Below are 22,382 nucleotides of genomic sequence, written 5' to 3' on the forward strand. Positions count from 1 at the left end.
AAAAGAGAGGAATAATAATGAGCAATAAGAAACTTTTTTTGAAATTATTCATATGTAGTACTATATTTAGTACATTTGTATTTGCTTTAAATGATAAGCAAGTAGTTGCAGCTAGCTCTATTAATGAACTTGAAAATTGGTCAAGATGGATGCAACCTATACCCGATAACATACCGTTAGCACGAATTTCAATTCCAGGAACACATGATAGTGGAACGTTCAAGTTGCAAAATCCGATAAAGCAAGTATGGGGAATGACGCAAGAATATGATTTTCGTTACCAAATGGATCACGGAGCTAGAATTTTTGATATAAGAGGGCGTTTAACAGATGATAATACGATAGTTCTTCATCATGGGCCATTATATCTTTATGTAACATTGTACGAATTTATAAACGAGGCGAAACAATTTTTAAAAGATAATCCAAGTGAAACGATTATTATGTCTTTAAAAAAAGAGTATGAGGATATGAAAGGGGCAGAAGATTCATTTAGTAGTACGTTTGAAAAAAATTATTTTTTTGATCCTATCTTTTTAAAAACAGAAGGGAATATAAACCTTGGAGATGCTCGTGGGAAAATTGTATTATTAAAAAGATATAGTGGCAGTAATGAGTCTGGAGGATATAATAATTTTTATTGGCCAGATAACGAGACGTTTACCACAACTGTAAATCAAAATGTAAATGTAACAGTACAAGATAAATATAAAGTGAGTTATGATGAGAAAGTAAAATCTATTAAAGATACGATAAATGAAACGATTAACAATAGTGAAGATTTTGATCATCTGTATATTAATTTTACAAGCTTGTCTTCTGGTGGTACAGCATGGAATAGTCCATATTATTATGCGTCCTACATAAATCCTGAAATTGCAAACTATATGAAGCAAAAGAATCCTACGAGAGTGGGCTGGATAATTCAAGATTATATAAATGAAAAATGGTCACCAATACTTTATCAAGAAGTTATAAGAGCGAATAAGTCACTTATAAAAGAGTAAAGATGTTGATTGTAAGAAGCGATGAAATACATCGCTTCTTTTTTATTTTCCGAAAATTAACATCAAATATAGTTTTACATAGCTTGCGTTCATGATAGAAAAAAATCGAAACTTACGCTATAATTACACATGTAAAATTTGTACCTATAAATTTTATATGTAATGATGAATTTTATTTATTCTAATGAAACGGAGGTATATACTATGAAGTTTCCACATGATTTTTTATTCGGGGCTGCTTCAGCTTCTTATCAAGTAGAAGGTGCATGGAATGAAGATGGAAAAGGTGTTACGAATTGGGATGAGTTTTCAAAAATTCCTGGCAAAACATACAATGGGACAAATGGTGATGTAGCTGTTGAGCATTATCATCGATATAAGGAAGATGTTCGCTTAATGGCTGAGATGGGATTAGAATCGTATCGTTTTTCTATTTCTTGGGCGAGAATTTTGCCGACTGGAGATGGAGAGGTAAATGAAAAAGGAATAGCATTTTATAACAACTTAATTGATGAATGTTTAAAATACGGGATTGTACCGTTTGTAACTTTATATCATTGGGATCTACCGTTAACTTTAGAAAAAGACGGTGGATGGACGAATAAACGAACAGCAGAAGCTTTCGTAAAGTACGCAGAGATTTGCTTTAAGGCATTTGGTGATAGAGTTAAACATTGGATTACTTTTAATGAAACAGTGATGTTTTGTGGATTAGGGTACTTAAAAGGTGCACATCCACCTGGAATACAAAATGATGTTCCAAAGTATTTTCAAGCGACTCATTATGTATTTTATGCACATGCAAAAACAGTTGCAGTGTATAAGCAGTTGAAACAATATGGAGAGATTGGTATCACGCATGTTTTCTTACCTGCTTATAGTGTGGATGATCAAAAAGAAAATATACTAGCAGCAAATCATGCGAATGAATATGAAACGTATTGGTACTATGATCCAGTTTTAAAAGGTGAGTATCCATCTTATGTTGTACAACAATTAAATGAAAAAGGATGGACTCCTAATTGGACGGTTGAAGAATTAGAAATTATTAAACAAAATGCCGAAAAAAATGATTTTATTGGCTTGAATTATTATCAACCGATACGAGTGGAAAGATACGATATGGATATAAAGAATGAGGAACATTCTCGAGAAAACTCAACACTTGCTCCAGGTAGTCCTTCTTTTGATGGTTTTTATCGAACAGTTAAAATGGATGATAAAACATATACAAAATGGGGATGGGAAATATCTCCCGAAGGTTTCTTAGATGGATTGTATATGTTGAAAGCACGCTACGGTGACATAAAGATGTATGTAACGGAAAATGGACTTGGTGATGAAGATCCAATCATTGACGGAGAAATTGTAGATGTTTCGAGAATTAAATTTATTGAAGAGCATTTAAAAGTAATGAAGCGTGCAATTCAAGAGGGAATTAATTTAAAAGGTTATTATGCATGGTCTGTTATCGATTTATTAAGTTGGCTAAATGGATATAAAAAGCAATATGGCTTTATTTTTGTCGATCATAATGATAACTTAAAACGTAAGAAGAAACTTTCGTTTCATTGGTATAAGCATGTGATCGAAACGAGAGGAGAAGAGTTATAACAGATAAAAGAGTATTTTAGGAGAAAGTGTATGAGTGCAAAGTATAAACAAATTGCTGATGTTTTAGAGCAAGACATTCGAGATGGGCTTTTTAATGAAACGAAAAAACTACCTACAGAAGAAGCGTTGATGAACCGATTTGAAGTAAGCCGTAATACGATACGTAAAGTAATTAGTCAGCTTGTGAATAGAGGCTATATTTTTCAAGTGCAAGGTAGTGGCATGTTTTTACGCGAAACTTCTGTAACAGATTACATTAATTTAGGCAGTTTGCGTGGATTAACGAAAAACCTCGTTTCACAAAATATTGAAACGAAAGTGTTAGAGCTTGAAGTAATAGATGCGGACGAAGAGATAGCAAAGCAGATGCAATGTGAAGTTGGAACTAGGTTATATTTTTTGAAGCGCTTAAGAATTGTAGATGGGAAACCATTCTCTATTGAAGTAAGTTATTTCAAAAAGGATATCATTCCTTATTTGAATGAAGAAATAGCATTAAGCTCTGTATACAGTTATTTCATTGAAGATTTACGATTAAATATTGGCTTTGCCGATAAAGTTATTAGTTGTGAAAAAGTAAATAAAGAAAATGCACAGCTTTTAGAACTAAATGAAGGTGATCCGGCACTTCTTATTGAAAATACAGTTCATCTTGTAAATGGAACCATTTTTGAGTTATCTCAATCGATGTTTCATTATGAAAAGACCAAACTTTTAAATCGGATTAATTTTAAGTGAAAATGAATATAATTAGCCTCGTAAAAAAGCAACTGATTCTAGGAGATCAGTTGCTTTTTATTTTGCGTGCCCAGCTAAGCTGGGCACTGCTTGCTGGTGAAAGTCCAGCCTAGGTAAGAGCCAAGTCGCCTAGTAGCTGACAGGCAGCTGGTGGAGAAATCCTAAGGTTGAAGCCCTGTGACAAAGTAACTTCTACTAGAAGTGCGAGCGAATCAACAGACCGTAACATAAAGTGAACCTTGCCGCCTCGTTAAAAGCAACCTAGCAATAGGACAAAGGGAAGTCGAGCCTGGTGAATATGGGCGAAGACCATGGAAGATGTGAAGAACTTGGAAATACGACATCGAAGAATCCCTCGGGGTACGGAGGGCGGTATGTTGAGAAAGTAGTGTCTGGAACTGGGGAGACCCTCCTTTGCCCTTTCTTTCAGAAAGGAGAGAGGAAACCTATAAGCATATACGAAATGGTGGACTGTAAAGAGGGAGTCGGAGGAGGTCATAGTACTGAATATCATAACGACAACACAACGTTATGTAGGGAAGGACCTCTACTTTGTTCATAAGTTGGAAGGAGGTAAGAGTGAGTGAATGCTGGAAAACTAGCTAACTACACTGATGTAAAAGCTCAAGAACTTTGGAAGACTTTATATCTTTGTGCCAAAGAAAGTTCAAGTCGTAGGTTTCACGCGTTGTATGACAAAATATATCGTCCTGACATATTGGCTGAAGCATGGAGAAGGGTAAAACGGAATCAAGGGAGCGGTGGAATTGATGGACAGACGATTGAAGAAATCGTGTATCAATATGGAGAACGAAACTTTCTCAATGAATTATATATAGAATTGAAAAGTAAATCATACCATCCACAAGCTGTAAGAAGAATGTATATTCCAAAAGGTGATGGAAAACAAAGACCGCTTGGAATTCCCACGATCAAGGATAGGGTTGTACAAATGGCAACGAAATTGGTGATAGAACCTATCTTCGAAGCCGATTTTCAAGACTGTTCGTATGGGTTTCGCCCGAAACGAAACGCACATCAAGCGATATCGAAGATACGGAAAGCGAGTAAAACATCTCATTGGATTGTAGATGTAGACATACAAGGATACTTTGACAATATTAATCATGACAAATTAATGAGGCTTGTAGAAAGAAGAATCAGTGACCGAAGAGTGTTAAAACTCATTAGAAAATGGTTGAAAGCGGGAATCATGGAACATGCGCAATTTCATGAAACGACATTAGGTACACCACAAGGTGGCGTGATATCTCCATTACTTTCTAATATATATTTAAACTATATGGATACCATTTGGGAAAAGAAGTGTAAACATTTGGGGGAACTAATTCGATATGCGGATGACTTTGTCATCGTATGTCAAACAAAACAACAAGCATTAGAGAGTATTCGGATACTACAATCCATTATGAATAAGTTAGAACTTACAATCCATACAGAAAAGTCGAAGCTAGTGAATACGTGGGATGGAAACGAGGGATTTGATTTTCTAGGATTTCACCACCGAAAATACTCTAAACATGTGAAAGGCGGGAAGAAAGTGCATGTGATGGCACATATTCCGAGCCAGAAAGCCATGAAGAAAATGCGGGAACGCATTAAAAGATACACAGAGCCGAGGAACAAACTGTATTTACAATTGGAAGAGATGGTGAAAGGTTTAAATAGAATTCTGCAAGGATTCAAGAATTATTATAGCTTATCTTCAATTGGACAGAAGTGGCTCTGTAAAATAGACTGGTACGTCCTAGAACGACTTAACCTTTTTTGGAATAAGAAAAGAAATGTTCGAAAGAAACATGGTCGTATCAAGGACTTGATGAAGAAAACAACATATACACTCGTGAAAGTAGGAGGATAGAACAAAACTGAACGCCAAAGAAGGAAGAACATCGGAAAGCCGTATGAGGGAAAACCTCACGTACGGTTTGATGAGGGGAAGCTGAAACAGAAAAGGGATGGCAAAGCCATCCCTAAAGAAAATTTAATCTGTTTCAGTTTTCTACTCTACGAAGTGGATGAGCAAAAAAACCTAAAAGTGGTTGGTCCGTTTTTCGCAAACTTCTATTATGATAAGAGAAGAAAGGTAGTATTTTATTGATACCTTAAGAAGGACATTTTATATGTATCTTCTTTGTTTAAATAGACTGGCCTAAGAGAGGTGAAAAGACAATGAGTTTTGCGATTTCACTAGTTGTTATTATTGTAGTTGTATCACTGTTTGGGACCGTGCTAGTTGCACGAAATGTGGAGGAGAATTACGGTAAGTCTACAAAGAGGAATGTAAAAAACTTATCTGCTATTTATATCATTCTTCTTTTAGTGCTTCTCGTAGGAGTTACTTGGTATGCGGTCGTTATTTTATAGAGTGTGTATATGATAAAGGAGTTAATATATTGATGAAAAATGAGCGCCACGTTTTAGTTGTTTTCCCGCATCCAGATGATGAGTCGTATTGCGTGGCTGGCACAATTTTGGCTTATACTGAGCAGAAAGTCCCTCTTACTTATGTTTGCTTAACACTTGGTGAAATGGGGAGAGCAATGGGAAATCCACCTTTTGCAACACGGGAGTCTTTATATGCTATTAGAGAGAAAGAGTTAAAGCGAGCTACAAATATTTTAGGGATTGAAGATTTACGCATGATGGGATATCGTGATAAAACTCTTGAATTTGAAGAGCCTGGACAATTAAGAAGTCTGATTCAAAACTGTATTGAAGAATTGAATCCTTCTGTAGTTATTTCTTTCTATCCTGGGTATGCAGTTCATCCAGATCACGATGCAACAGGGGAAGCGGTAGTAGAGGCACTAGCTAATATTTCGGAAAGTAAACGACCGGTCTTTTATGCTGTAGCTTTTTCGAAAAATCATGAAGACGAAATAGGCCCTCCGGATTTTAAAAATGAAGTGACGGAATATGTTCCGAAAAAATTAGAGGCATTACGGGCACATGCATCACAATTTACAACTAAAGTGGATGAGCTGGAAAGAGGGTATGAAGACGGTGTTCCAGAAACAGTTGAGTGGTTAGAAAGAGAACCGTTTTGGATATATTCATTCAAAGATAAAAATATGTGATGCTACATCTGAAGGTGATGAATATGTATTTTGAATATAAGAATCGAAAGATTTTTTACAATATAGAAGGATCGGGTCCTGTCATATTGTTTTTACACGGTCTTGGAGGAAATTCGAATAATTGGTTATATCAAAGAAAATACTTCAAGAAGAAATGGACCGTGATCTCCCTCGATTTACCTGGGCATGGGAAATCCGAAGGGATGGAAATTAATTTTAAAGAATATTCAAATGTTTTATATGAGTTATGTAATCATTTAAAGCTAAAATCGGTAACAATTTGCGGTCTTTCAAAAGGAGCTAGAGTCGGTATCGATTTTACTATTCAATATCCACGTTTTGTTTCTAGCTTAATAGTTATAAATGCATTTCCCTATTTAGAACCGGCAGATCGTAAAGAACGACTTGAAGTATATGATTTACTTAGCTTACATGATAACGGGAAAACTTGGGCGGATACGTTATTGAAAGCAATGGGAGTAGAAGATAATGATGTAATTGTCTGTGGGTTTTATCAATCTCTACAAGCTATTAATCCGATGCATATTCAAAGGCTATTTGCTGAATTAGTTGATTACGATCAAAGACCATACCTCTCTAACATTGCATGTCCTGCATTAATAATACGAGGAGAGAATGATTATTTTGTTCCGGAAAAGTATGTGAGAGAATTTGAAAAAAACTTGAGAAACGTGACTTTCGTTGAGTTGAAAAATAGTGGGCACTTGCCTTATTTAGAACAGCCTACTAGTTTTAATGTGACGGTTGAGACATTTTTAAATCATGCGCTTGATTAATACCATTTTTACAGTGAATACTGTTATTAATGAATTCAGGACACCAGCGTGGAGATGAGGGAATTAAATGGAATGGCAACCGAATCGTGAAGATAAGATACCAGTTTATAAACAAATTGCTGATTACATTGAAAGAGGCATTTCTACCGGTGAATTCCCTTCTGATAGAAAATTACCTTCTGAGCGTATGTTAGCACAGAAGTTACAAGTGAACCGGAGTACGGTAGTAGCTGCTTATGAGGAATTAAAATCACTTGGAGTAGTAGACCGGCAAAAAGGAAGCGGCACCCGGGTGAATACAGACATATGGGGTGTGTCACATAAACGAATACCGAACTGGGGTAGGTACGTTGAGGATGGATCGTTCTTACCTAATGTACCACTTGTTCAACAAATTCGAACGGAAACACAAAAAGATGATTTAATCAATTTAGCGAGTGGTGAATTGTCACCAGAATTAATTCCGAGTGATAGATTTCGAACAATTTTGTCGGAGAAAACATTTATGGAAAATCTCGGTTATGACCATCCACTTGGAAATGAAATGTTGCGAAAAACAATTGCAGCACATGTCGAGCAATATAAACAAATAGAAGCAGATTCAAGCTCTATTCTTATTACATCTGGAGCTCAGCAGGCACTTAATCTTATCGTTCAATGTTTGTTAAAGCCTGGCGATGCGATTGCAATTGAGGATCCTTCCTATTGTTATTCACTTCCGATGTTTAAATCAGCAGGTTTAAACATATTTCGTTTACCAGTTGATCAGCATGGAATGAATCCAGATGACTTAATCGATTTGCACAAAAAGCATCGCATTCGTATGGTGTTTTTAAATCCGGATTATCAAAATCCAACTGGAACGGTACTTTCGTTGGCAAGACGTAAAAAGGTTTTAGAACTATCTTCTGAATTTGGTATACCGATTGTAGAAGATGATCCGTATAGTTTGACTTCTTTTAATGGAGAAGTGAATCCAACATTGAAATCGATGGATCAAAATGGGAATGTTCTTTATGTAAGCTCATTATCAAAAATTGTTGCATCAGGATTACGTATTGGTTGGGTAATTGGCCCCACGCGCGTAATTGAGCGATTAGCAGATGCGAAGCAGCAAGTTGATTTCGGTCATAGTGTATTTACACAGTGGGTAGCGAACCAATTTTTAGAATCTGAGGATTTTCATACGCATATTACGATGCTTCGTGGACAACTGAAACAAAGAAGAGATGAGTTAATTAGAAAGCTTGAAGAAATATTAGGGGACCGGGTTGAATTTTTTGTTCCAGAGGGTGGAATACATTTATGGTGCAAAGTACAAGGGACGTTTGATGAATATCATTTACTAGGTGAATCTATACGCAATGGTATAGCATTTGTCCCAGGAAGCGTCCTAGGTTCGAAAAGTGAATATATACGATTTACTTTTGGCAGAGCGAATGTAGAACAAATTCAGCTTGGAATTACAAGATTTGCAGAGACATTAAACGAGATTCAATAATAAATTGTGGGAATTTGGTATTGAAATGGGGAGTAGCAATTGAAGTTTTTGACGCTTTTACTTCAAGTAGGAGTGCTATATATGTTTAGTTTGGTTGGTGTATGGATTCAGGAAGTATTTCATCTATCTATGCCAGGAAGTTTAATAGGAATGTTAATTCTTTTTCTGCTTCTTTCCACTCGCATTTTGCCATTAAAATGGTTTGAGATAGGTGCAGAAAAGCTAATAGTATTTTTACCTTTATTTTTAATTCCTTCGACGACTGGGCTAATGGAATACGGATCATTTCTTTTAAGTAAGGGTAGTATTATGTTCTTTCTAGTTGTTGTAAGTACTTTAGTAACGTTAATTATTTCAGGTTATGTAAGTCAGTTATTAATAACATCTAAAAAATAAAATTGACAAGGTGCGCTATTCAAATGGTCTTAATTTTTATTACTGTAGTGATTTATTTATTGGCGACAAAGCTATATAAAAAATTTACGTTTCCATTTACTTTACCGGTGTTAACAGTTACGACGATTATGATTTGTATATTTCTTATCTTCGGGATCTCTCATCAAGATTATAAGGAAAATGGAGGAGATGTTCTTTCCAGTTTCTTGAGCCCTGCGATTGTAGCTTTAGCAATACCGCTATTTAAGGAAAGAAAAATACTTATGAAAAACTTCTTATCGATACTTGTCGGAGTAGTAATCGGTATAGTGGCTTTAATCAGTTTGAATGTAGTGATTGGGGAAATGTTGAATATAGATAAGGAACTTATATTAACAACTATACCGCAATTAGCGACGATGCCTATTGCAATTTCATTAGCCGAGCAAATTGGGGGCATTCCATCTATGACTGCTAGTTTTGTAGTTGTTGCGGGAATAACAGGTGCTATCATAGGACCGACAGTACTTAAACTTTTCCGTATAACAAGTACAATTGGAAAAGGAGTTGGGATGGGCTGCGCATCACATATCATTGGTGTGAGTCGTCTAGTGAAAGAAGGAGAGAAAGAGGCAACTATCGGTTCGGTGACGATGATTGTAACAGGGATACTTATTAGTATATTAGTACCTTATGGAATGAAATTATTATTTTGAAGATTAATGAATCATAATAAGGAGTATAACACTACTCATTTTAGAGCGTAATGGAGATGATTAAAATGACAACATGGTTTATAGTTACATTATTTATTTTTGGTGCTCTTAAAGTATTAGTTTCTAGTATGCCAACTTCTGTTGTAGAATCAATTATTAGTAGATTTGAGTTACATCAAAAATTGGATGAGGAAAATACTATTGTAACAGTAGATGGGGAAAGTATAGAAGGAGAAATGAAACTTCAAGTTATTCAAGAATTTAACGAGGCTTTATTTTTGGATAAGCATTATTTTCCGCCGCAAGGGGATGGAACACCGATAGTCATGGAGACGAAGAAAGGAAAAAGAGAGATTAGATTTTCTATATACAGCTACGAGGAACACGTTGATGTAATAAAGCAATATAAGAAGAAAGTAGTTGCATATCGTTTGCGATCAAAAAGCCTTCAAAGTCGTTCAGTAGTAGTAACTGAAGATTATGCTTAAGGAGAGACCGTTATAATAACGGTCTCTTTATTTTTGCATCCAATTATAAAATTTCCAAATAAGAGAAAAGAAAATGATATATCCAAACAAAGAATAACTGTGCTGCCAATTCATACTATGTACAAATAAACCTAATCTCTCAGCAATTTGCTCAAAAATGCTAGCGCAAACGCCTATTGAAATAATAAATAGAGTTCTAGAAACTGTAGATAATGTTTTTGAAATTTGTATAAAAGAGGCTGTTAAAATCGGTAGTACGAGTAATGTGAAAGCTATGTTAACTGAAAATGTGGATGAGAAGGGCCTAACTGGAAAAGAATATATTTGTTTATTAACAAAGAAAGCATCTAAACAAGTTCCAATAATAGCAGCGAGAAAAACTATAATTATTAAAGCTAGAAAGTCATTCTTCCTCTCGGAGGAGGACATTTTTCTTTGCGAGAATTGCAAGTTCAATTTTTTCGAGTGTTTTGCAGTAGTCTTCTGAAATTTGTCCACTTATACTTTCCTCCTTATCAACTAAGTAATTTACAACTTGCCAATCAGTAAACCAATCTTTACTTTCATCTTCTTCATGTTTCATATCGCGCCATGCATAGATGAGTGCAGGGCTGTATATACGATATGCACCACTACGCAACTGGCATTTCTTTATTCGGCGTTTATAAAACTCACGGGAAAAAGATTCATTTACACTTGAAAATAAATGAGGCCAGTAATCTTTCCTTGAGCCTGTGTGTGGATGATTTTGGGCCCAACTTATTATTTGAGATAAAATATGTGTATCCCGAAATAATAGTGAATACAACCTTTTTCCAATTAAGATTCGTTCATGCAAGGACGTAAAATGTTTCATTGTATCACCAAATAGTAATACTTTTTGTTTCTTATCATTTTCGTAGAATGGGAAAAGGATATGATTAAACTGAAAGAAATCAAAGAGTTTAAATCCAATACTATTTAGTACAGTCTTTTTAAAGTGTACATTTTGAATAACTCTTTTTTCTAAGTAGTTTTGTTCATTAATAATAGTTGCAATCGCTAATGTTTTTTTGTTACCTGTTTTCCAAAAATCGTTCCACATCGTTTCCATAAATGTAGAAACATTTAGGTGAGGGAGAAGGTGAAATAGCCTTTGCGATCTTTTTACACTTTGTTCATATAGCAAGAATTGAGGATATACATCTTGGAAAATGAGCCAATTTCCTCTTTCTAAAAAAGAAAAAAATGTAATTTGTTCTTTCTCAGATAAAAGCCTTGTATATAAATCTCCCTTTAAATCGGTCATATTCCACCCACCGTTACGTGATACCATATGCCCAAGTAGTGCCCAATGTATTTCTGGATATTGAATGTAAAATTGATAGTATGCACGTGTTCTTGTGACGTTATTTTTATTTAGTTGTTTTGTCTGTGCTTTAATCTTATCGATGATAAATTGCTCTTCTTTCGTTAATTTATACATGGTGCCAGAATGAATGAGTTTGCTTTTTTGTTTTAACTCATTTTTTACGTCGAATAGGGAGAGAGGAAGTGCTTTGGAAGGTTCGTTATATGTATTATTTGAGTTATTTGAATTGCTTCGGTACATTCTATTACCTCCCTTTTTCATGAATTTAAACGTGGCATTGGCTATGAATCATTCTATTTATTTTATTGCGAGTATATGAAATAAATGAGCGGTGTTTTTTTACAAGTAATATAGTTATCATGCAAACAGTATAAAAAAATCCTACTGTTAAGAGGTGAAATGAAAAACAGAAACTATGTTTAATAGTTTCTGTTTTTTTATTTTGTCAATTAAATGTAACAAACGACGATTATGATTTGAATCAATTGAAAATAATTCAATAGCTTTAATAAATCCAATTTTTATTGAAATGTATGGTAGGAGGAAAAGGAATGCTTAATAAAATAATTTTAATTACTGGTGGCACAGGTTCGTGGGGACATGAACTTATAAAACAACTATTAGAAAAATCACCGAAAGAAATTAGGGTTTTTTCAAGGAATGAAACGGTTCAATTTGAAATGCAACAACAGTTTATAAATGAAGATAGATTGAAATTTATTATTGGAGACATTCGTGATAAAGATCAACTAGTCTATGCTTGCCAAGATGTACATTATGTATTTCATCTTGCAGCTTTAAAACATGTTCCAGTATGTGAGTATTATCCTTATGAAGCTATAAAAACAAATATACATGGTACGCAAAATGTAATTGAAGCATCTATCCAGATGCACGTTGAGAAAGTTATATATGTTTCAACTGATAAAGCGGCCGATCCATCAAATACGTATGGGATGACAAAAGCAATTGGTGAAAAGCTAATGGTTCACGCGAATGTACAAACGAAGAAAACAAAATTCATTTGTGTTCGTGGTGGAAATGTTTTAGGGACGAGTGGAAGTGTGGTACCGCTTTTTAAAAAGCAAATTAAAAAGTCTTCACAGGTAGGGATTACTGATGAAAATATGACTAGATTTTTCTTAACAATTGAAGATGCTGTTGGATTGTTATTTAAAGCAGCATCTGAAGGAAGAGGAGGAGAAATCTTTGTTATGAAAATGCCAGCATGTAAAATAACGGATTTAGCAAGGATATTGATTGAAGATTCAAAAAAAGAAAACGTGAAGATAAAAGAGGTAGGGATAAGACCTGGTGAAAAATTAAGTGAAATGCTTTTATCTGAGGTAGAGAGTAAAACAAGTATTAGTTTTGATCAAAATTATTTTGTGGTACTACCGACTATTCCTATAGAAGGACTTCAAGAATATTATGCTAGTTATCCGCTTGTGGATGTGAAGAGTTTTAGTTCTCAACAAGACTTACTTACAAAACATGAGGTGAAACAAATGTTAGAAAAAGGAGGGTTTTTACGATGAAAAGAAATGCGAGCCTTTTAATAACTGGTGCAAATGGCTTCACAGGACGTCATGCTTGCCAATATTTTTTAGAGCAGGGCTTTCATGTAATTCCTATGTTTCAAAATCGTTCACATAGAGAAAAAATCGAAAATGGTATTACTTGTGATTTAACAAATAAGAGTGAAGTAATGAAGGTAATTAAACAAATAAAACCAGACTATGTATTGCATTTAGCAGGAAGAAACTCAGTTAATGAGTCTTGGACAGCTTCTCTGGAATATATAGAGATTAACGTAATAGGGACTTTATATTTATTAGAAGCCATTAAGCAGGAAGCCTCGCATTGTAAAACATTAGTTATAGGATCTGCATTGCAAGCAGATAGTATGAAAAACATAAAAGTTTCAAATCCATATAGTTTAAGTAAAACTATGCAAGTCATTATTGCGGAGGCTTGGGGCGGATTAATGGATTCAAATATTATCATTGCAAAGCCCTCAAATTTAATTGGTCCAGGAGTATCGAATGGTGTTTGTTCAATTCTCGCAAAAAAAATGATAGATATAGAATCGGGTAGAAGTAAAGCGATTATTGAAGTAAACAGTTTGAAAGATAGTAGAGACTTTCTAGATGTACGTGATGCAGTTAAAGCGTATCATGTGTTATTACGTGATGGTATAAATGGAAAACAATATAATATTGGATCAGGAGTAAAACGCTCTTTATTAGATGTATTGGAGCAATTTAAAGGATTAACACAGCTGAATTTTACTATAAAAGAAAAAGAGAATAGTGGGAGCAGCTCAAATGAAAATTTATTATTAGAGGATATAAAAAAATTAGGATGGATCCCAGAAATTCAATTTCAGCAATCATTAAAAGATGTACTTGAATATGCGAAGTGTAGTGAAATCTGCATTCAATAAAAATATAAAAGGATGTAACAAATATATGAATTGTTATGAAGCGATAGATAATCAAAGTACGCTATTTCTTTCGATTGTTGATACGTTGGATTGGAAAGATGAAGAAGCGCATGTGTTGCACCTCTATGAGGCAATAAATCAATATCGAGCGTATGTGGAAGAAAAAAAGGTTGATCGAATAAAGCCAACACTAGAGACTAGAACTAGGCATGTGATTCAAGTTTTTGCTCAGTATGAGTGTAGTGAGTATGGAAATGATTTTTATGAACTCATCAAAGATCTTTTACAAGATATAGGACTTGAGTTAAAGATTAATATAAAGCTAGATTTTTAATGATAAAGGTGGATATAAGTTATGAATAAAAAGATTCTCTTTACTGGGGGCGGTACAGCCGGACACGTAATGATTAATATGGTATTGATTCCTAAATTTATGGAAAAAGGATGGGGAGTTGAGTATATTGGATCTCAAAATGGAATTGAAAAATTATTAGTTCAAAATGTTAAGTACAATAGTATTTCAACGGGGAAGCTCCGGAGATATTGGGATTGGGAGAACTTTAAAGATCCTTTTAAAATTATAAAAGGCTGCTTACAAAGTTATAAATTAATTAAGAAAATAAAGCCTGACGTTATCTTTTCGGCAGGAGGATTTGTTTCAGTTCCTGTAGTTATAGGGGCATGGTTAAATCGTGTACCTATAATAATACGTGAACCAGATAGTACGTTAGGATTGGCAAATAAAATAGCATTGCCTTTTGCTACAAAACTATGCACAACATTTCCTCATACAGGGGATAATGTAAGTAACGAGAAGAAGGTTTATGTAGGGCCGATTGTGAGAGAAGAAATTGTGAGAGGTAACGTATTACGAGGAAGAAGCTATTGTAAATTTAGGAAAGATAAACCGGTACTGTTAATAATGGGTGGGAGTCAAGGTGCACAATGGATAAATGATATGGTAAGGAAAAGTTTAGATACATTATTATTAAGTTTTAATATTGTTCATATGTGTGGTAAAGGGAAGGTGGACCCAGCTATTGGAATGGAAGGTTATATGCAATTTGAATATATAGGGGAAGAGTTACCGCATATACTGAATATGGCAAGTGTTGTAGTTTCCAGAGCGGGTTCTACTGCTATTTCTGAATTGTTATTTTTGAAGAAACCGATGTTGCTTATTCCGTTAACTAATGGTTCCAGTAGAGGGGATCAAGTTTTAAATGCTGACCATTTTTCTAGGCAAGGATATGCGGAAGTGTTACTTCAAGATAGAGTAAACACTAGTACATTTACACATGCAGTAAATAAGTTGTATGCGAATAAGGAGAGATATATTCAAAATATGAATGGATTTAAGAAAACAAATGATGAGGGGATTCATCAATTAATAGATATAATAAATGAAGTGGTGAAGTAATAGAAATTTAAATAGAAAAACAAAAGGAAAGAAGGTATCTTCTTTCCTTTTTACTATAGTTGCTCAAATTCATTATTACTTATACCGATTAGCTATGTACTATTGGTGAATACCGATTTCTAATAGCTCAGTAAATGCATTTGTATAAATAGGTTTACTGTAATAATAACCTTGAATAAACTGACATTTATTTTTTTGAAGGAAATTTACGTGTTCTTTCGTTTCTACACCTTCAGCAATGACAGACATTCCTAATGTATGTGCTAATGTGATGATCGTTTTAATGATTTCCATTCCATCTTCACACGTTTCAGACATTGTAAGAAATTCTCTCGGGATTTTTAACGTATCGATGGGATATAAAGGTAAGTAGGCTAGCGAAGAATAGCCTGTACCAAAGTCGTCGATTGAAATGTGAATTCCTAAATTTTTTAGTGTACGTAGTTTTATCAATGTTTCTCGCTCGTCCATCATTGCAATTCGTTCTGTTAATTCAAGGTCGAGAGAACTTGCTGGTAAACCTGTAGTTGCTAAAGTAGAAGAAATAGACTTTACAAAATCTTCTTGTTCAAACTCTTTAGCAGATAAATTTACTCCTATTTTTAAATGAGAATATCCGATTGTGTGCCAACGTTTCATTTCCTGACAGGCTTGCTGTAATGTCCATTTTCCTATTGGAATAATTTGTAGTGTTTCTTCGGCGATAGGGATAAATTCATATGGAGAAATAACACCTAATTCGGGATGGTTCCATCTGATTAAAGCTTCGGCACCGATAATTTTATTTGATTTGCTATCAACTTGAGGTTGATATAAAAGGAACAATTCTTCATTTTGAATTGCGTTTGGTAAATCTTTCTCTAATCGTAATCGTCTTTCGATTTTTTTAGCGATTACATCGTCATAAATAGAGACAGAGTTAGGCTCTTTTTCCTTAGCATCATACATTGCAACATTAGCGTTTTTTAAGAGTGTAGCGGTATCGATTCCACCAGATGGATATATAGCGATGCCGATACTAAGTGATAAAGTTAATTTATGCTCATGTAGGACAAACGGTTTTTTCATGCCTTCAAATAATTGGTTACATAACTTGAATAAGGAATCATGGTCCGTATAGTTTTCGATTAAAATTGTAAATTCATCGCCACCGATTCTTGACAGATGAGTATGTGATGGAAGACATGATTGGAAACGTTTTGCTACTTCTTCTAATATGTAATCACCTGACGAATGTCCAAGTGTATCGTTAATTACTTTAAAGCGATCTAAATCTAAATATAATAATGCAAACTCACTTTGTGTTGTTTGAGCATTTTTTATAAATTTTCTTAACTTCCTATGGAAAAAGGATCGGTTCCCAATTTTCGTTACAGTATCGTGGAATGCTAAATATTTTATTTCTTCTTGTTGTTTTTTTAGTGCGGTAATATCCTTTACCATAATATAGCTTCCTGAAATTTGTCCATCTATCATAATAGGAACGATGGTAACGTATAAAAAATAAGTAAAGCCATCTTTATATTGAGAACTAAGTTGTAAGGATGCTGATTCTTGTTGTTTAACTTTTTCTAATGCAGATGCTAGTTTATGTTTATCTTCTTCTAAAATAATCGAAAAACATGTTTCACCAAGTAACTCGTTTGTTGGCGCTCCAAGTAGCATACTCCCGGCTTTATTTACATTTAAGAATATTCCATTTAAATCAATCGTAAAAATAGGATCAGGATGATATTCATATAATGATTTAAACTTTTGTTGTTTTTGAGATAGAGCCTCTGATTTATGGACTAAATCAGAAGTCCTTAAAGTAACTTTTTCTTCTAGTTGAGCATTAAATGCTTGTAGACGTTTTGTTAGAGTAGCGTTTTGTATACCTACAATAGAATGTCGAATAAGTACAAAAACAAAAGCGATACAATTTCCTGTAATGAGAGTGGAAGATGCTGTTTGTTCTTTTAATGTAAACCCGATTAGTATTGCAACAGCAAGATAGGGAAATACGACTGAAACTTTCTTTCCTAGTATAGGGTTTACAATGAAATAATTTTTATGGCTATTATCATCTTCTGAAATAGACCCAGCTATTGCGATAAGCAATATAGGTATTCTATATAAAAGACGTAAAAATGTTATAGTGTCAGTTGATAAATGGGTATTTAAGTAAAAATAAATATAGTTAAAAGTTGCAGAACTAATTAATACAAAAATAAAGATATAAATTTTTCGCTTGGACTTAAAAATTGTTGGGCGGAAAAAGAGACTAACACCTAGTAGAAGAAATAATAGATCTGCAATTGGATATAGAAATGAAAGGAAAATATCTCCGAGTGAAAGTGAGAATATATTTAAATTTGGCTGATTAAATAAATACCATTCTAATGTGAATATGGAAGTAAGTACTATACATATATCACAAATAAAGAAAGCTTTTTCCCACTTATTGCATTCTTTTAAGATCTTATAGCAGAAAGCGATAAGACAGAAGAATAGAAAAAACATGTAAAATACATCAGAAATAGTAAAATGATGTATTGGAAGTTCGAAAAAGGTATCTTGATACGTATATACTACTTTTCCTAATAAAAAACTACCAATTGCAATTGTAATACATATCCAAAAAGGATTTGAACTAACTTTTTTAGAATGTATAGAGTAAATTAGCGATATAAATGTAATGACTTCAACGATGAGTGAAGCGAAGCGTACATTGAAATTTGAAAAATGAGTAGGGAACAGAAAGAAAAACATAAAATAGATTGAATAGCATATTAATGTTGTAATTAATATACATAGTTGTAAATTTTTATTTAATTTCAATAAAATCACCTTCTTTAAGTATGCACTATATTCGTAATATCTATACATATTAATATTACTTAAAGATTGTATCAGATTTCCTTATAAAAAGCATGCTTATAAGAAAAAAATGAAGAATGTAATACTTCTTAAAATTGAAAAAGTATTGAGTTCAATAATTTTTAATTTATAAGGAATGCAGATAGAATTTGTATATTTAGTCATCCTTTAGATTTTAAAGGTTTTTTAGTGATTTGCAAGCGGAGATGTAAAATTGCATATAAAGTGATGGGAACTTCTCTCTAGATGAGGGGAATTTTTCGTTATTAAAGTGTATTAAGTAAGACCTTTGTATGTACCTATTCTCATACTAATGAGGGATTAAAGAAACGTGTTGATTATATACAATAATATGTAATACAGTAATTGATTTTTAATATGGAGGGAAAATCACGATGAAATGGGTGAAGTTTAGAATAGCACGTCCAACAGACAAGTTTGAAGCGGTTATTGCATTCTATGAAGAAGGATTAGGTTTAAAACGTATAGGAGAGTTTAATGACCATGACGGCTATGATGGAGTCATGTTTGGTCTACCGGATGAAGAATTTCATTTAGAATTTACAAGACATATAGATGGAAGCCCATGTCCTGCTCCAACAAAAGATAATTTACTTGTATTTTATATTAAAGAATGTAATGAAATAGAAAAAGTGAGTAAAAGGCTGCACGCAATGGGATACGATGAAGTAGATCCAGAAAATCCATATTGGAAAGAAAAGGGGATTACTATAGAGGACCCAGATGGTTGGAGAATTGTATTGATGCAAATAGAAGAATGAGGCTAGAGAAGTTTCGAATTTTGATAGAGTAAAAGAAAATATAAAAAAGTTTCCTTGGAGGAGATACACTCATAGGGAAGCTTTTTTATATTTGTAATCTGAAAATTAAGATTTGAAATTAACTTCTGAAAAGATATAAAATGAGAACGTGTATTCTTTTGAGTTTGAGAGGGTTGTTTTTAAAGGTGAATATAAAAATAGGGAGGTTTTTTTATGATATGCCGGATTAGGGATGCAGAAGTATACTATGAAATCATTGGAGAAGGAAAGCCAGTACTTATCATACATGGGTGTTCTCCTGACCATAGATTAATGAAGAAATGTATGGAAACAGTGTTTCAGAAGTCTAAAGGATATCAACGAATTTATATTGATTTACCTGGAATGGGAAAATCGAATGCCCCAGATTGGATAAATAGTTCAGATTGTATATTAGAACTGTTAACTGCATTTATTGAGAAAATCATCCCAACTAAAGATTTTTTACTAGTAGGAGAGTCTTACGGGGGATATTTAGCTAGCGGGATACTTTCAAAGATGTTTGATAGAGTTAATGGATTATTGTTAGTATGTCCTGTTGTTGTAGCGCAACGAGAAAAAAGCTTCTTCCAGATAAACAGGTAATTGTAAGTGATGAAGAATTTTTAAACGCGCTTACTTCAACCGAAAGGGAAGAATTTTGTGAATTAGCAGTGGTTGCGAATGAGTATACATATAAGCGTTTCAAAGAAGAAATTAAGCCTGGGCTAGATATTGCTAATGATGGGTTTATTGAAAGATTACAAAAAAATTACTCTCTTACTTTGGACTTCCAGCATAAAAAATATGAGAAACCCGTTCTTTTTTTAGCTGGAAGACAAGATATATCGGTAGGTTATCAAGATATTGTAGGAATCATTGAAGATTATCCAAGAGCAACATTAGCGGTATTAGATATGGCGGGACATAATTTACAAATTGAACAGCCTGAATTATTTGAGAGTTTAGTTTCGGAGTGGGTTAGACGAACTGCTCAGTAAAGTTCATAAAAGAAGAATAAATTAATATTTTGATTGTGTTCAAGTTTTGATACGGAAAAGATTAAATTAAGTAATTAACTTATAAATATTTTCAAGGAGGAATTATGAATACATATATCTATATGGTTAGGCATGGTGAATCGCCAAAATTAGAAGGAAATGAAAGAACACGTGGATTAACTGAGAAGGGAATTTTAGATGCTCATAGAGTAACTGAGATATTAGAAACAGAGGGAATTGATACTTTCATTTCAAGTCCGTATAAGAGGGCTATGTTAACGATAGAAAAGTCAGCTAATTACCATGAAAAAGAAATAGTAGTATATGAAAATCTCAAAGAGTGTAGGTTTTTAAGTGAGGATAAGATTATATCAGATAAGGAAGTGTATCCACTCGTAAAGAAGATGTTCTCTAATCCAGATTTCACACTAACTGGAGGAGAATCGTATGTGGATTGTCAGAGAAGAGTAGTGAAAATATTAAAAGAAATATTAATGGATTTTCAAGGACATAAAATTGTAGTTGGTACACATGGGCTTGTAATGACATTGATGATGAACTATTTTGATAACCAATATGGGCTTGAATTTTTAATGAATACATCAAAACCAGACGTATATAAGCTAGAATTTAAAGACGAGCAATTAATAAATGTAGAGAGATTATGGAGAGAAGAATGAAATGGAGTATATGGAGTGTGTTTTAAAAGTTACTTTTGAAACACACTCTTTTTTTTGAAGAGAAAGCATCTTTATCAACTATTTTTAGAATGTTAAATCAATAAGTAATTATTCAGTTTTTGAATAGTTTATTGAGAAATTGGTTTAGGGAAACAACTTTAAATGTGACAAAACTCCAAACGCTGGATTTATATTCAATAGGAGAAAAAGATGTAGAATTTTGTCTTGTTGTACGTGTTTACTTTTCATTTCGTTACATATAGGCTTTGTGGTGTAAGGGGGGGGGGAGAAATCGCCTTTACACTAAATTTATAAGGGGGTCATTGTGATGAAAAAAATGAAAAAATTTGCAGGAGTAGCTCTAGCGGGTTCAATTGGATTAAGTGGATTACTTTTTTTAGAACCAAGTGTAAGTACTGCAGAAACACCACAAGCGAAAGAGGAGAAGTTCAATGCTATTAATGTAGCGATGAATCAAAGTGAATCTTATTTATTGAGTGGTAGAAGTATTGATATTCTTTCAGGAGATAAAGAAGCGGTACAATTAAGTAATTATACAGTTCAGTTCAATAAATCAGGTAAGTATGTTATTAGAGTAAATGGTTGTATTTATAATGATGTATATACTTTTATTGTGAATGAGTAGTATATGCTTTTGATGTTTAATTAAATATATATTATCGGATGAAAAAAGAAACACCCTATTTGCGGTGGGAATCGTAAATAGGGTGAATTATTTGTAAGAAAGTTAATGAAAAGAGTAATTGGTATTAAGTTATGTTTTATATATTTTCATTAATTTGCTCTTTGTTTTTGTTATGTAAAATATGTAAGAGTGCTTGAAATACCTTAAATGAATGCTGGAATATTGGACTTTGAATAAAAGTGTATAGAAAAGTTACGATAAAAACAGGACCTCCTAGCATGTATCCAATGACTAGTACAAAGCATTCTACAATGATTCGAGCACGGCTAATAGATAACCCAGTTTTGTCAGAAATGGTAAGCATGAATCCATCGCGGGGTCCAGCACCAATGCCAGCCGCAACGTACATGCCGCCCCCAATTCCTGTAATTGCAATACCAGAAAATAAAATGAGTAAGTTTATCCATAAATAATCACTAGCGTTTGGAAGGATTTTTGATTGTAAGAAAAAGTCCATAATAGGACCGATAAGTAGTGCATTTAAAAATGTGCCCACGTTTATATATTTTCGATCTACTAGTAAAGAGATAAGAACGAGACATAATCCACATATGACACTCCAAGTACCAATTGTCCATCCAAATCGTTGGTAGAGAGCCATATTTAAAACTTCCCAAGGGTGTAAACCGAGGAATTTAACTTTGACTGCGAGAGCATTTCCAAGTCCAAAAAAAATTAATCCTAGGAAAAAAAGAAAATAACGAAAGAGAGTTAGCCTCATCTTTAAACCTCCCAATATATAATGATGTATATTACATGTTTGAATTTCAATGTACAAATAT

At 33.6% G+C, this 22,382-nt stretch carries 22 protein-coding genes and 1 pseudogene; 19 read left to right on the forward strand and 4 right to left on the reverse strand.

Translation table 11 applies throughout. From position 1 onward, the window contains the following. Nucleotides 1–17: 17 nt before the first annotated feature. From MKX77_RS06115 to MKX77_RS06165, 11 genes are all read left to right on the forward strand, one after another. Entirely contained in the window at nucleotides 18–1,007 is a 990-nt protein-coding gene (locus MKX77_RS06115; protein WP_341306030.1) for a phosphatidylinositol-specific phospholipase C, read from the forward strand. A 204-nt stretch (nucleotides 1,008–1,211) separates the two neighbouring features. Continuing rightward, the gene (locus MKX77_RS06120) at nucleotides 1,212–2,621 is read left to right on the forward strand and encodes a glycoside hydrolase family 1 protein (RefSeq protein WP_341306031.1); all 1,410 of its coding nucleotides are present in this window, start codon (nucleotides 1,212–1,214) and stop codon (nucleotides 2,619–2,621) included. A 30-nt stretch (nucleotides 2,622–2,651) separates the two neighbouring features. After that, nucleotides 2,652–3,359, forward strand: a complete 708-nt coding sequence (locus MKX77_RS06125; protein ID WP_215553923.1) for a GntR family transcriptional regulator — start codon at nucleotides 2,652–2,654, stop codon at nucleotides 3,357–3,359. A 583-nt stretch (nucleotides 3,360–3,942) separates the two neighbouring features. After that, a complete protein-coding gene (gene ltrA, locus MKX77_RS06130) occupies nucleotides 3,943–5,241 on the forward strand; it encodes a group II intron reverse transcriptase/maturase (RefSeq protein ID WP_341306032.1) in 1,299 nt (432 codons plus the stop codon). 311 nt (nucleotides 5,242–5,552) lie between these two features. Beyond that, nucleotides 5,553–5,747, forward strand: coding sequence for a hypothetical protein (locus MKX77_RS06135; RefSeq protein ID WP_002066705.1), 195 nt, complete (start codon nucleotides 5,553–5,555; stop codon nucleotides 5,745–5,747). A gap of 32 nt (nucleotides 5,748–5,779) precedes the next feature. Next, complete coding sequence (bshB2, locus tag MKX77_RS06140; RefSeq protein WP_341307934.1) at nucleotides 5,780–6,460, forward strand: bacillithiol biosynthesis deacetylase BshB2; 681 nt, start codon at nucleotides 5,780–5,782, stop codon at nucleotides 6,458–6,460. Further along, on the forward strand, nucleotides 6,460–7,257 hold the full coding sequence (locus MKX77_RS06145) for an alpha/beta fold hydrolase (protein WP_341307935.1): 798 nt from the start codon (nucleotides 6,460–6,462) through the stop codon (nucleotides 7,255–7,257). Before bshB2 ends, MKX77_RS06145 begins: the two co-directional genes overlap by 1 nt. A 67-nt stretch (nucleotides 7,258–7,324) precedes the next feature. Beyond that, nucleotides 7,325–8,758, forward strand: coding sequence for a MocR-like pyridoxine biosynthesis transcription factor PdxR (gene pdxR / locus MKX77_RS06150; RefSeq protein ID WP_341306033.1), 1,434 nt, complete (start codon nucleotides 7,325–7,327; stop codon nucleotides 8,756–8,758). Between the two features lie 39 nt (nucleotides 8,759–8,797). Next, entirely contained in the window at nucleotides 8,798–9,154 is a 357-nt protein-coding gene (locus tag MKX77_RS06155; protein WP_098777289.1) for a CidA/LrgA family holin-like protein, read from the forward strand. A gap of 23 nt (nucleotides 9,155–9,177) precedes the next feature. Further along, complete coding sequence (locus tag MKX77_RS06160; RefSeq protein WP_341306034.1) at nucleotides 9,178–9,849, forward strand: LrgB family protein; 672 nt, start codon at nucleotides 9,178–9,180, stop codon at nucleotides 9,847–9,849. A gap of 65 nt (nucleotides 9,850–9,914) precedes the next feature. Next, nucleotides 9,915–10,337 carry a YfmQ family protein gene (locus MKX77_RS06165; RefSeq protein WP_341306035.1) on the forward strand — a complete coding sequence of 141 codons (423 nt, stop codon included), beginning with the start codon at nucleotides 9,915–9,917 and terminating at the stop codon, nucleotides 10,335–10,337. Nucleotides 10,338–10,364: 27 nt separating this feature from the next. Here MKX77_RS06165 and MKX77_RS06170 read toward each other — a convergent pair whose 3' ends face one another. Together MKX77_RS06170 and MKX77_RS06175 are read right to left on the reverse strand one after the other, a co-directional pair. Next, the gene (locus MKX77_RS06170) at nucleotides 10,365–10,766 is read right to left on the reverse strand and encodes a CBO0543 family protein (RefSeq protein WP_341306036.1); all 402 of its coding nucleotides are present in this window, start codon (nucleotides 10,764–10,766) and stop codon (nucleotides 10,365–10,367) included. Beyond that, nucleotides 10,741–11,928: a DUF2515 domain-containing protein gene (locus MKX77_RS06175; RefSeq protein ID WP_341306037.1), complete on the reverse strand. Its 1,188-nt coding sequence runs from the start codon at nucleotides 11,926–11,928 to the stop codon at nucleotides 10,741–10,743. Before MKX77_RS06175 ends, MKX77_RS06170 begins: the two co-directional genes overlap by 26 nt. A 311-nt stretch (nucleotides 11,929–12,239) precedes the next feature. Between MKX77_RS06175 and MKX77_RS06180 the strand changes: the two genes are divergently transcribed. Genes MKX77_RS06180 through MKX77_RS06195 form a run of 4 tightly spaced genes read left to right on the forward strand, consistent with a single transcriptional unit; the run spans nucleotide 12,240 to nucleotide 15,554 of the window. Further along, entirely contained in the window at nucleotides 12,240–13,226 is a 987-nt protein-coding gene (locus MKX77_RS06180) for a UDP-N-acetylglucosamine 4,6-dehydratase family protein (protein ID WP_341306038.1), read from the forward strand. Then, nucleotides 13,223–14,134, forward strand: coding sequence for an NAD-dependent epimerase/dehydratase family protein (locus tag MKX77_RS06185; protein ID WP_002165222.1), 912 nt, complete (start codon nucleotides 13,223–13,225; stop codon nucleotides 14,132–14,134). Before MKX77_RS06180 ends, MKX77_RS06185 begins: the two co-directional genes overlap by 4 nt. A gap of 25 nt (nucleotides 14,135–14,159) precedes the next feature. Beyond that, nucleotides 14,160–14,468: a DUF6572 domain-containing protein gene (locus MKX77_RS06190; RefSeq protein ID WP_341306039.1), complete on the forward strand. Its 309-nt coding sequence runs from the start codon at nucleotides 14,160–14,162 to the stop codon at nucleotides 14,466–14,468. A 21-nt stretch (nucleotides 14,469–14,489) separates the two neighbouring features. Next, nucleotides 14,490–15,554 (forward strand): undecaprenyldiphospho-muramoylpentapeptide beta-N-acetylglucosaminyltransferase, encoded by a 1,065-nt coding sequence (locus MKX77_RS06195; RefSeq protein ID WP_341306040.1) that lies wholly within the window; start codon nucleotides 14,490–14,492, stop codon nucleotides 15,552–15,554. Nucleotides 15,555–15,653: 99 nt separating this feature from the next. On the opposite strand, the gene MKX77_RS06200 is transcribed toward MKX77_RS06195, so the two are convergent. Next, the gene (locus MKX77_RS06200; protein WP_341306041.1) at nucleotides 15,654–18,374 is read right to left on the reverse strand and encodes a bifunctional diguanylate cyclase/phosphodiesterase; all 2,721 of its coding nucleotides are present in this window, start codon (nucleotides 18,372–18,374) and stop codon (nucleotides 15,654–15,656) included. Between the two features lie 434 nt (nucleotides 18,375–18,808). On the opposite strand from MKX77_RS06200, the gene MKX77_RS06205 reads away from it, so the two are divergent. From MKX77_RS06205 to MKX77_RS06220, 4 genes and pseudogenes are all read left to right on the forward strand, one after another. Next, entirely contained in the window at nucleotides 18,809–19,195 is a 387-nt protein-coding gene (locus tag MKX77_RS06205) for a VOC family protein (protein WP_002066723.1), read from the forward strand. 213 nt (nucleotides 19,196–19,408) lie between these two features. Beyond that, nucleotides 19,409–20,214 (forward strand): annotated as a pseudogene (locus MKX77_RS06210) (alpha/beta fold hydrolase). A 104-nt stretch (nucleotides 20,215–20,318) separates the two neighbouring features. Further along, nucleotides 20,319–20,894: a histidine phosphatase family protein gene (locus tag MKX77_RS06215; RefSeq protein ID WP_033707106.1), complete on the forward strand. Its 576-nt coding sequence runs from the start codon at nucleotides 20,319–20,321 to the stop codon at nucleotides 20,892–20,894. Nucleotides 20,895–21,222: 328 nt separating this feature from the next. Next, complete coding sequence (locus tag MKX77_RS06220) at nucleotides 21,223–21,540, forward strand: hypothetical protein (RefSeq protein ID WP_341306042.1); 318 nt, start codon at nucleotides 21,223–21,225, stop codon at nucleotides 21,538–21,540. Nucleotides 21,541–21,676: 136 nt separating this feature from the next. Here the strand turns inward: MKX77_RS06220 and MKX77_RS06225 are convergent, their stop codons facing one another. Next, complete coding sequence (locus MKX77_RS06225) at nucleotides 21,677–22,321, reverse strand: YczE/YyaS/YitT family protein (RefSeq protein ID WP_002137875.1); 645 nt, start codon at nucleotides 22,319–22,321, stop codon at nucleotides 21,677–21,679. Nucleotides 22,322–22,382 lie beyond the last annotated feature (61 nt).

It is taken from the genome of Bacillus sp. FSL R9-9410, from assembly GCF_038050385.1.
In the GTDB taxonomy this organism is placed as follows: domain Bacteria; phylum Bacillota; class Bacilli; order Bacillales; family Bacillaceae_G; genus Bacillus_A; species Bacillus_A cereus_U.

Coding starts and splice junctions, on each gene's coding strand:
- MKX77_RS06115 (WP_341306030.1), top strand. CDS start 18: ATGAGCAATAAGAAACTTTTTTTGAAATTATTCATATGTAGTACTATA.
- MKX77_RS06175 (WP_341306037.1), bottom strand. CDS start 11,928: ATGTACCGAAGCAATTCAAATAACTCAAATAATACATATAACGAACCT.
- bshB2 (WP_341307934.1), top strand. CDS start 5,780: ATGAAAAATGAGCGCCACGTTTTAGTTGTTTTCCCGCATCCAGATGAT.
- MKX77_RS06225 (WP_002137875.1), bottom strand. CDS start 22,321: ATGAGGCTAACTCTCTTTCGTTATTTTCTTTTTTTCCTAGGATTAATT.
- MKX77_RS06160 (WP_341306034.1), top strand. CDS start 9,178: ATGGTCTTAATTTTTATTACTGTAGTGATTTATTTATTGGCGACAAAG.
- MKX77_RS06180 (WP_341306038.1), top strand. CDS start 12,240: ATGCTTAATAAAATAATTTTAATTACTGGTGGCACAGGTTCGTGGGGA.
- MKX77_RS06170 (WP_341306036.1), bottom strand. CDS start 10,766: ATGTCCTCCTCCGAGAGGAAGAATGACTTTCTAGCTTTAATAATTATA.
- MKX77_RS06205 (WP_002066723.1), top strand. CDS start 18,809: ATGAAATGGGTGAAGTTTAGAATAGCACGTCCAACAGACAAGTTTGAA.
- MKX77_RS06190 (WP_341306039.1), top strand. CDS start 14,160: ATGAATTGTTATGAAGCGATAGATAATCAAAGTACGCTATTTCTTTCG.
- MKX77_RS06195 (WP_341306040.1), top strand. CDS start 14,490: ATGAATAAAAAGATTCTCTTTACTGGGGGCGGTACAGCCGGACACGTA.
- MKX77_RS06145 (WP_341307935.1), top strand. CDS start 6,460: ATGCTACATCTGAAGGTGATGAATATGTATTTTGAATATAAGAATCGA.
- MKX77_RS06185 (WP_002165222.1), top strand. CDS start 13,223: ATGAAAAGAAATGCGAGCCTTTTAATAACTGGTGCAAATGGCTTCACA.
- MKX77_RS06215 (WP_033707106.1), top strand. CDS start 20,319: ATGAATACATATATCTATATGGTTAGGCATGGTGAATCGCCAAAATTA.
- MKX77_RS06220 (WP_341306042.1), top strand. CDS start 21,223: ATGAAAAAAATGAAAAAATTTGCAGGAGTAGCTCTAGCGGGTTCAATT.
- pdxR (WP_341306033.1), top strand. CDS start 7,325: ATGGAATGGCAACCGAATCGTGAAGATAAGATACCAGTTTATAAACAA.
- MKX77_RS06165 (WP_341306035.1), top strand. CDS start 9,915: ATGACAACATGGTTTATAGTTACATTATTTATTTTTGGTGCTCTTAAA.
- MKX77_RS06125 (WP_215553923.1), top strand. CDS start 2,652: ATGAGTGCAAAGTATAAACAAATTGCTGATGTTTTAGAGCAAGACATT.
- MKX77_RS06135 (WP_002066705.1), top strand. CDS start 5,553: ATGAGTTTTGCGATTTCACTAGTTGTTATTATTGTAGTTGTATCACTG.
- MKX77_RS06120 (WP_341306031.1), top strand. CDS start 1,212: ATGAAGTTTCCACATGATTTTTTATTCGGGGCTGCTTCAGCTTCTTAT.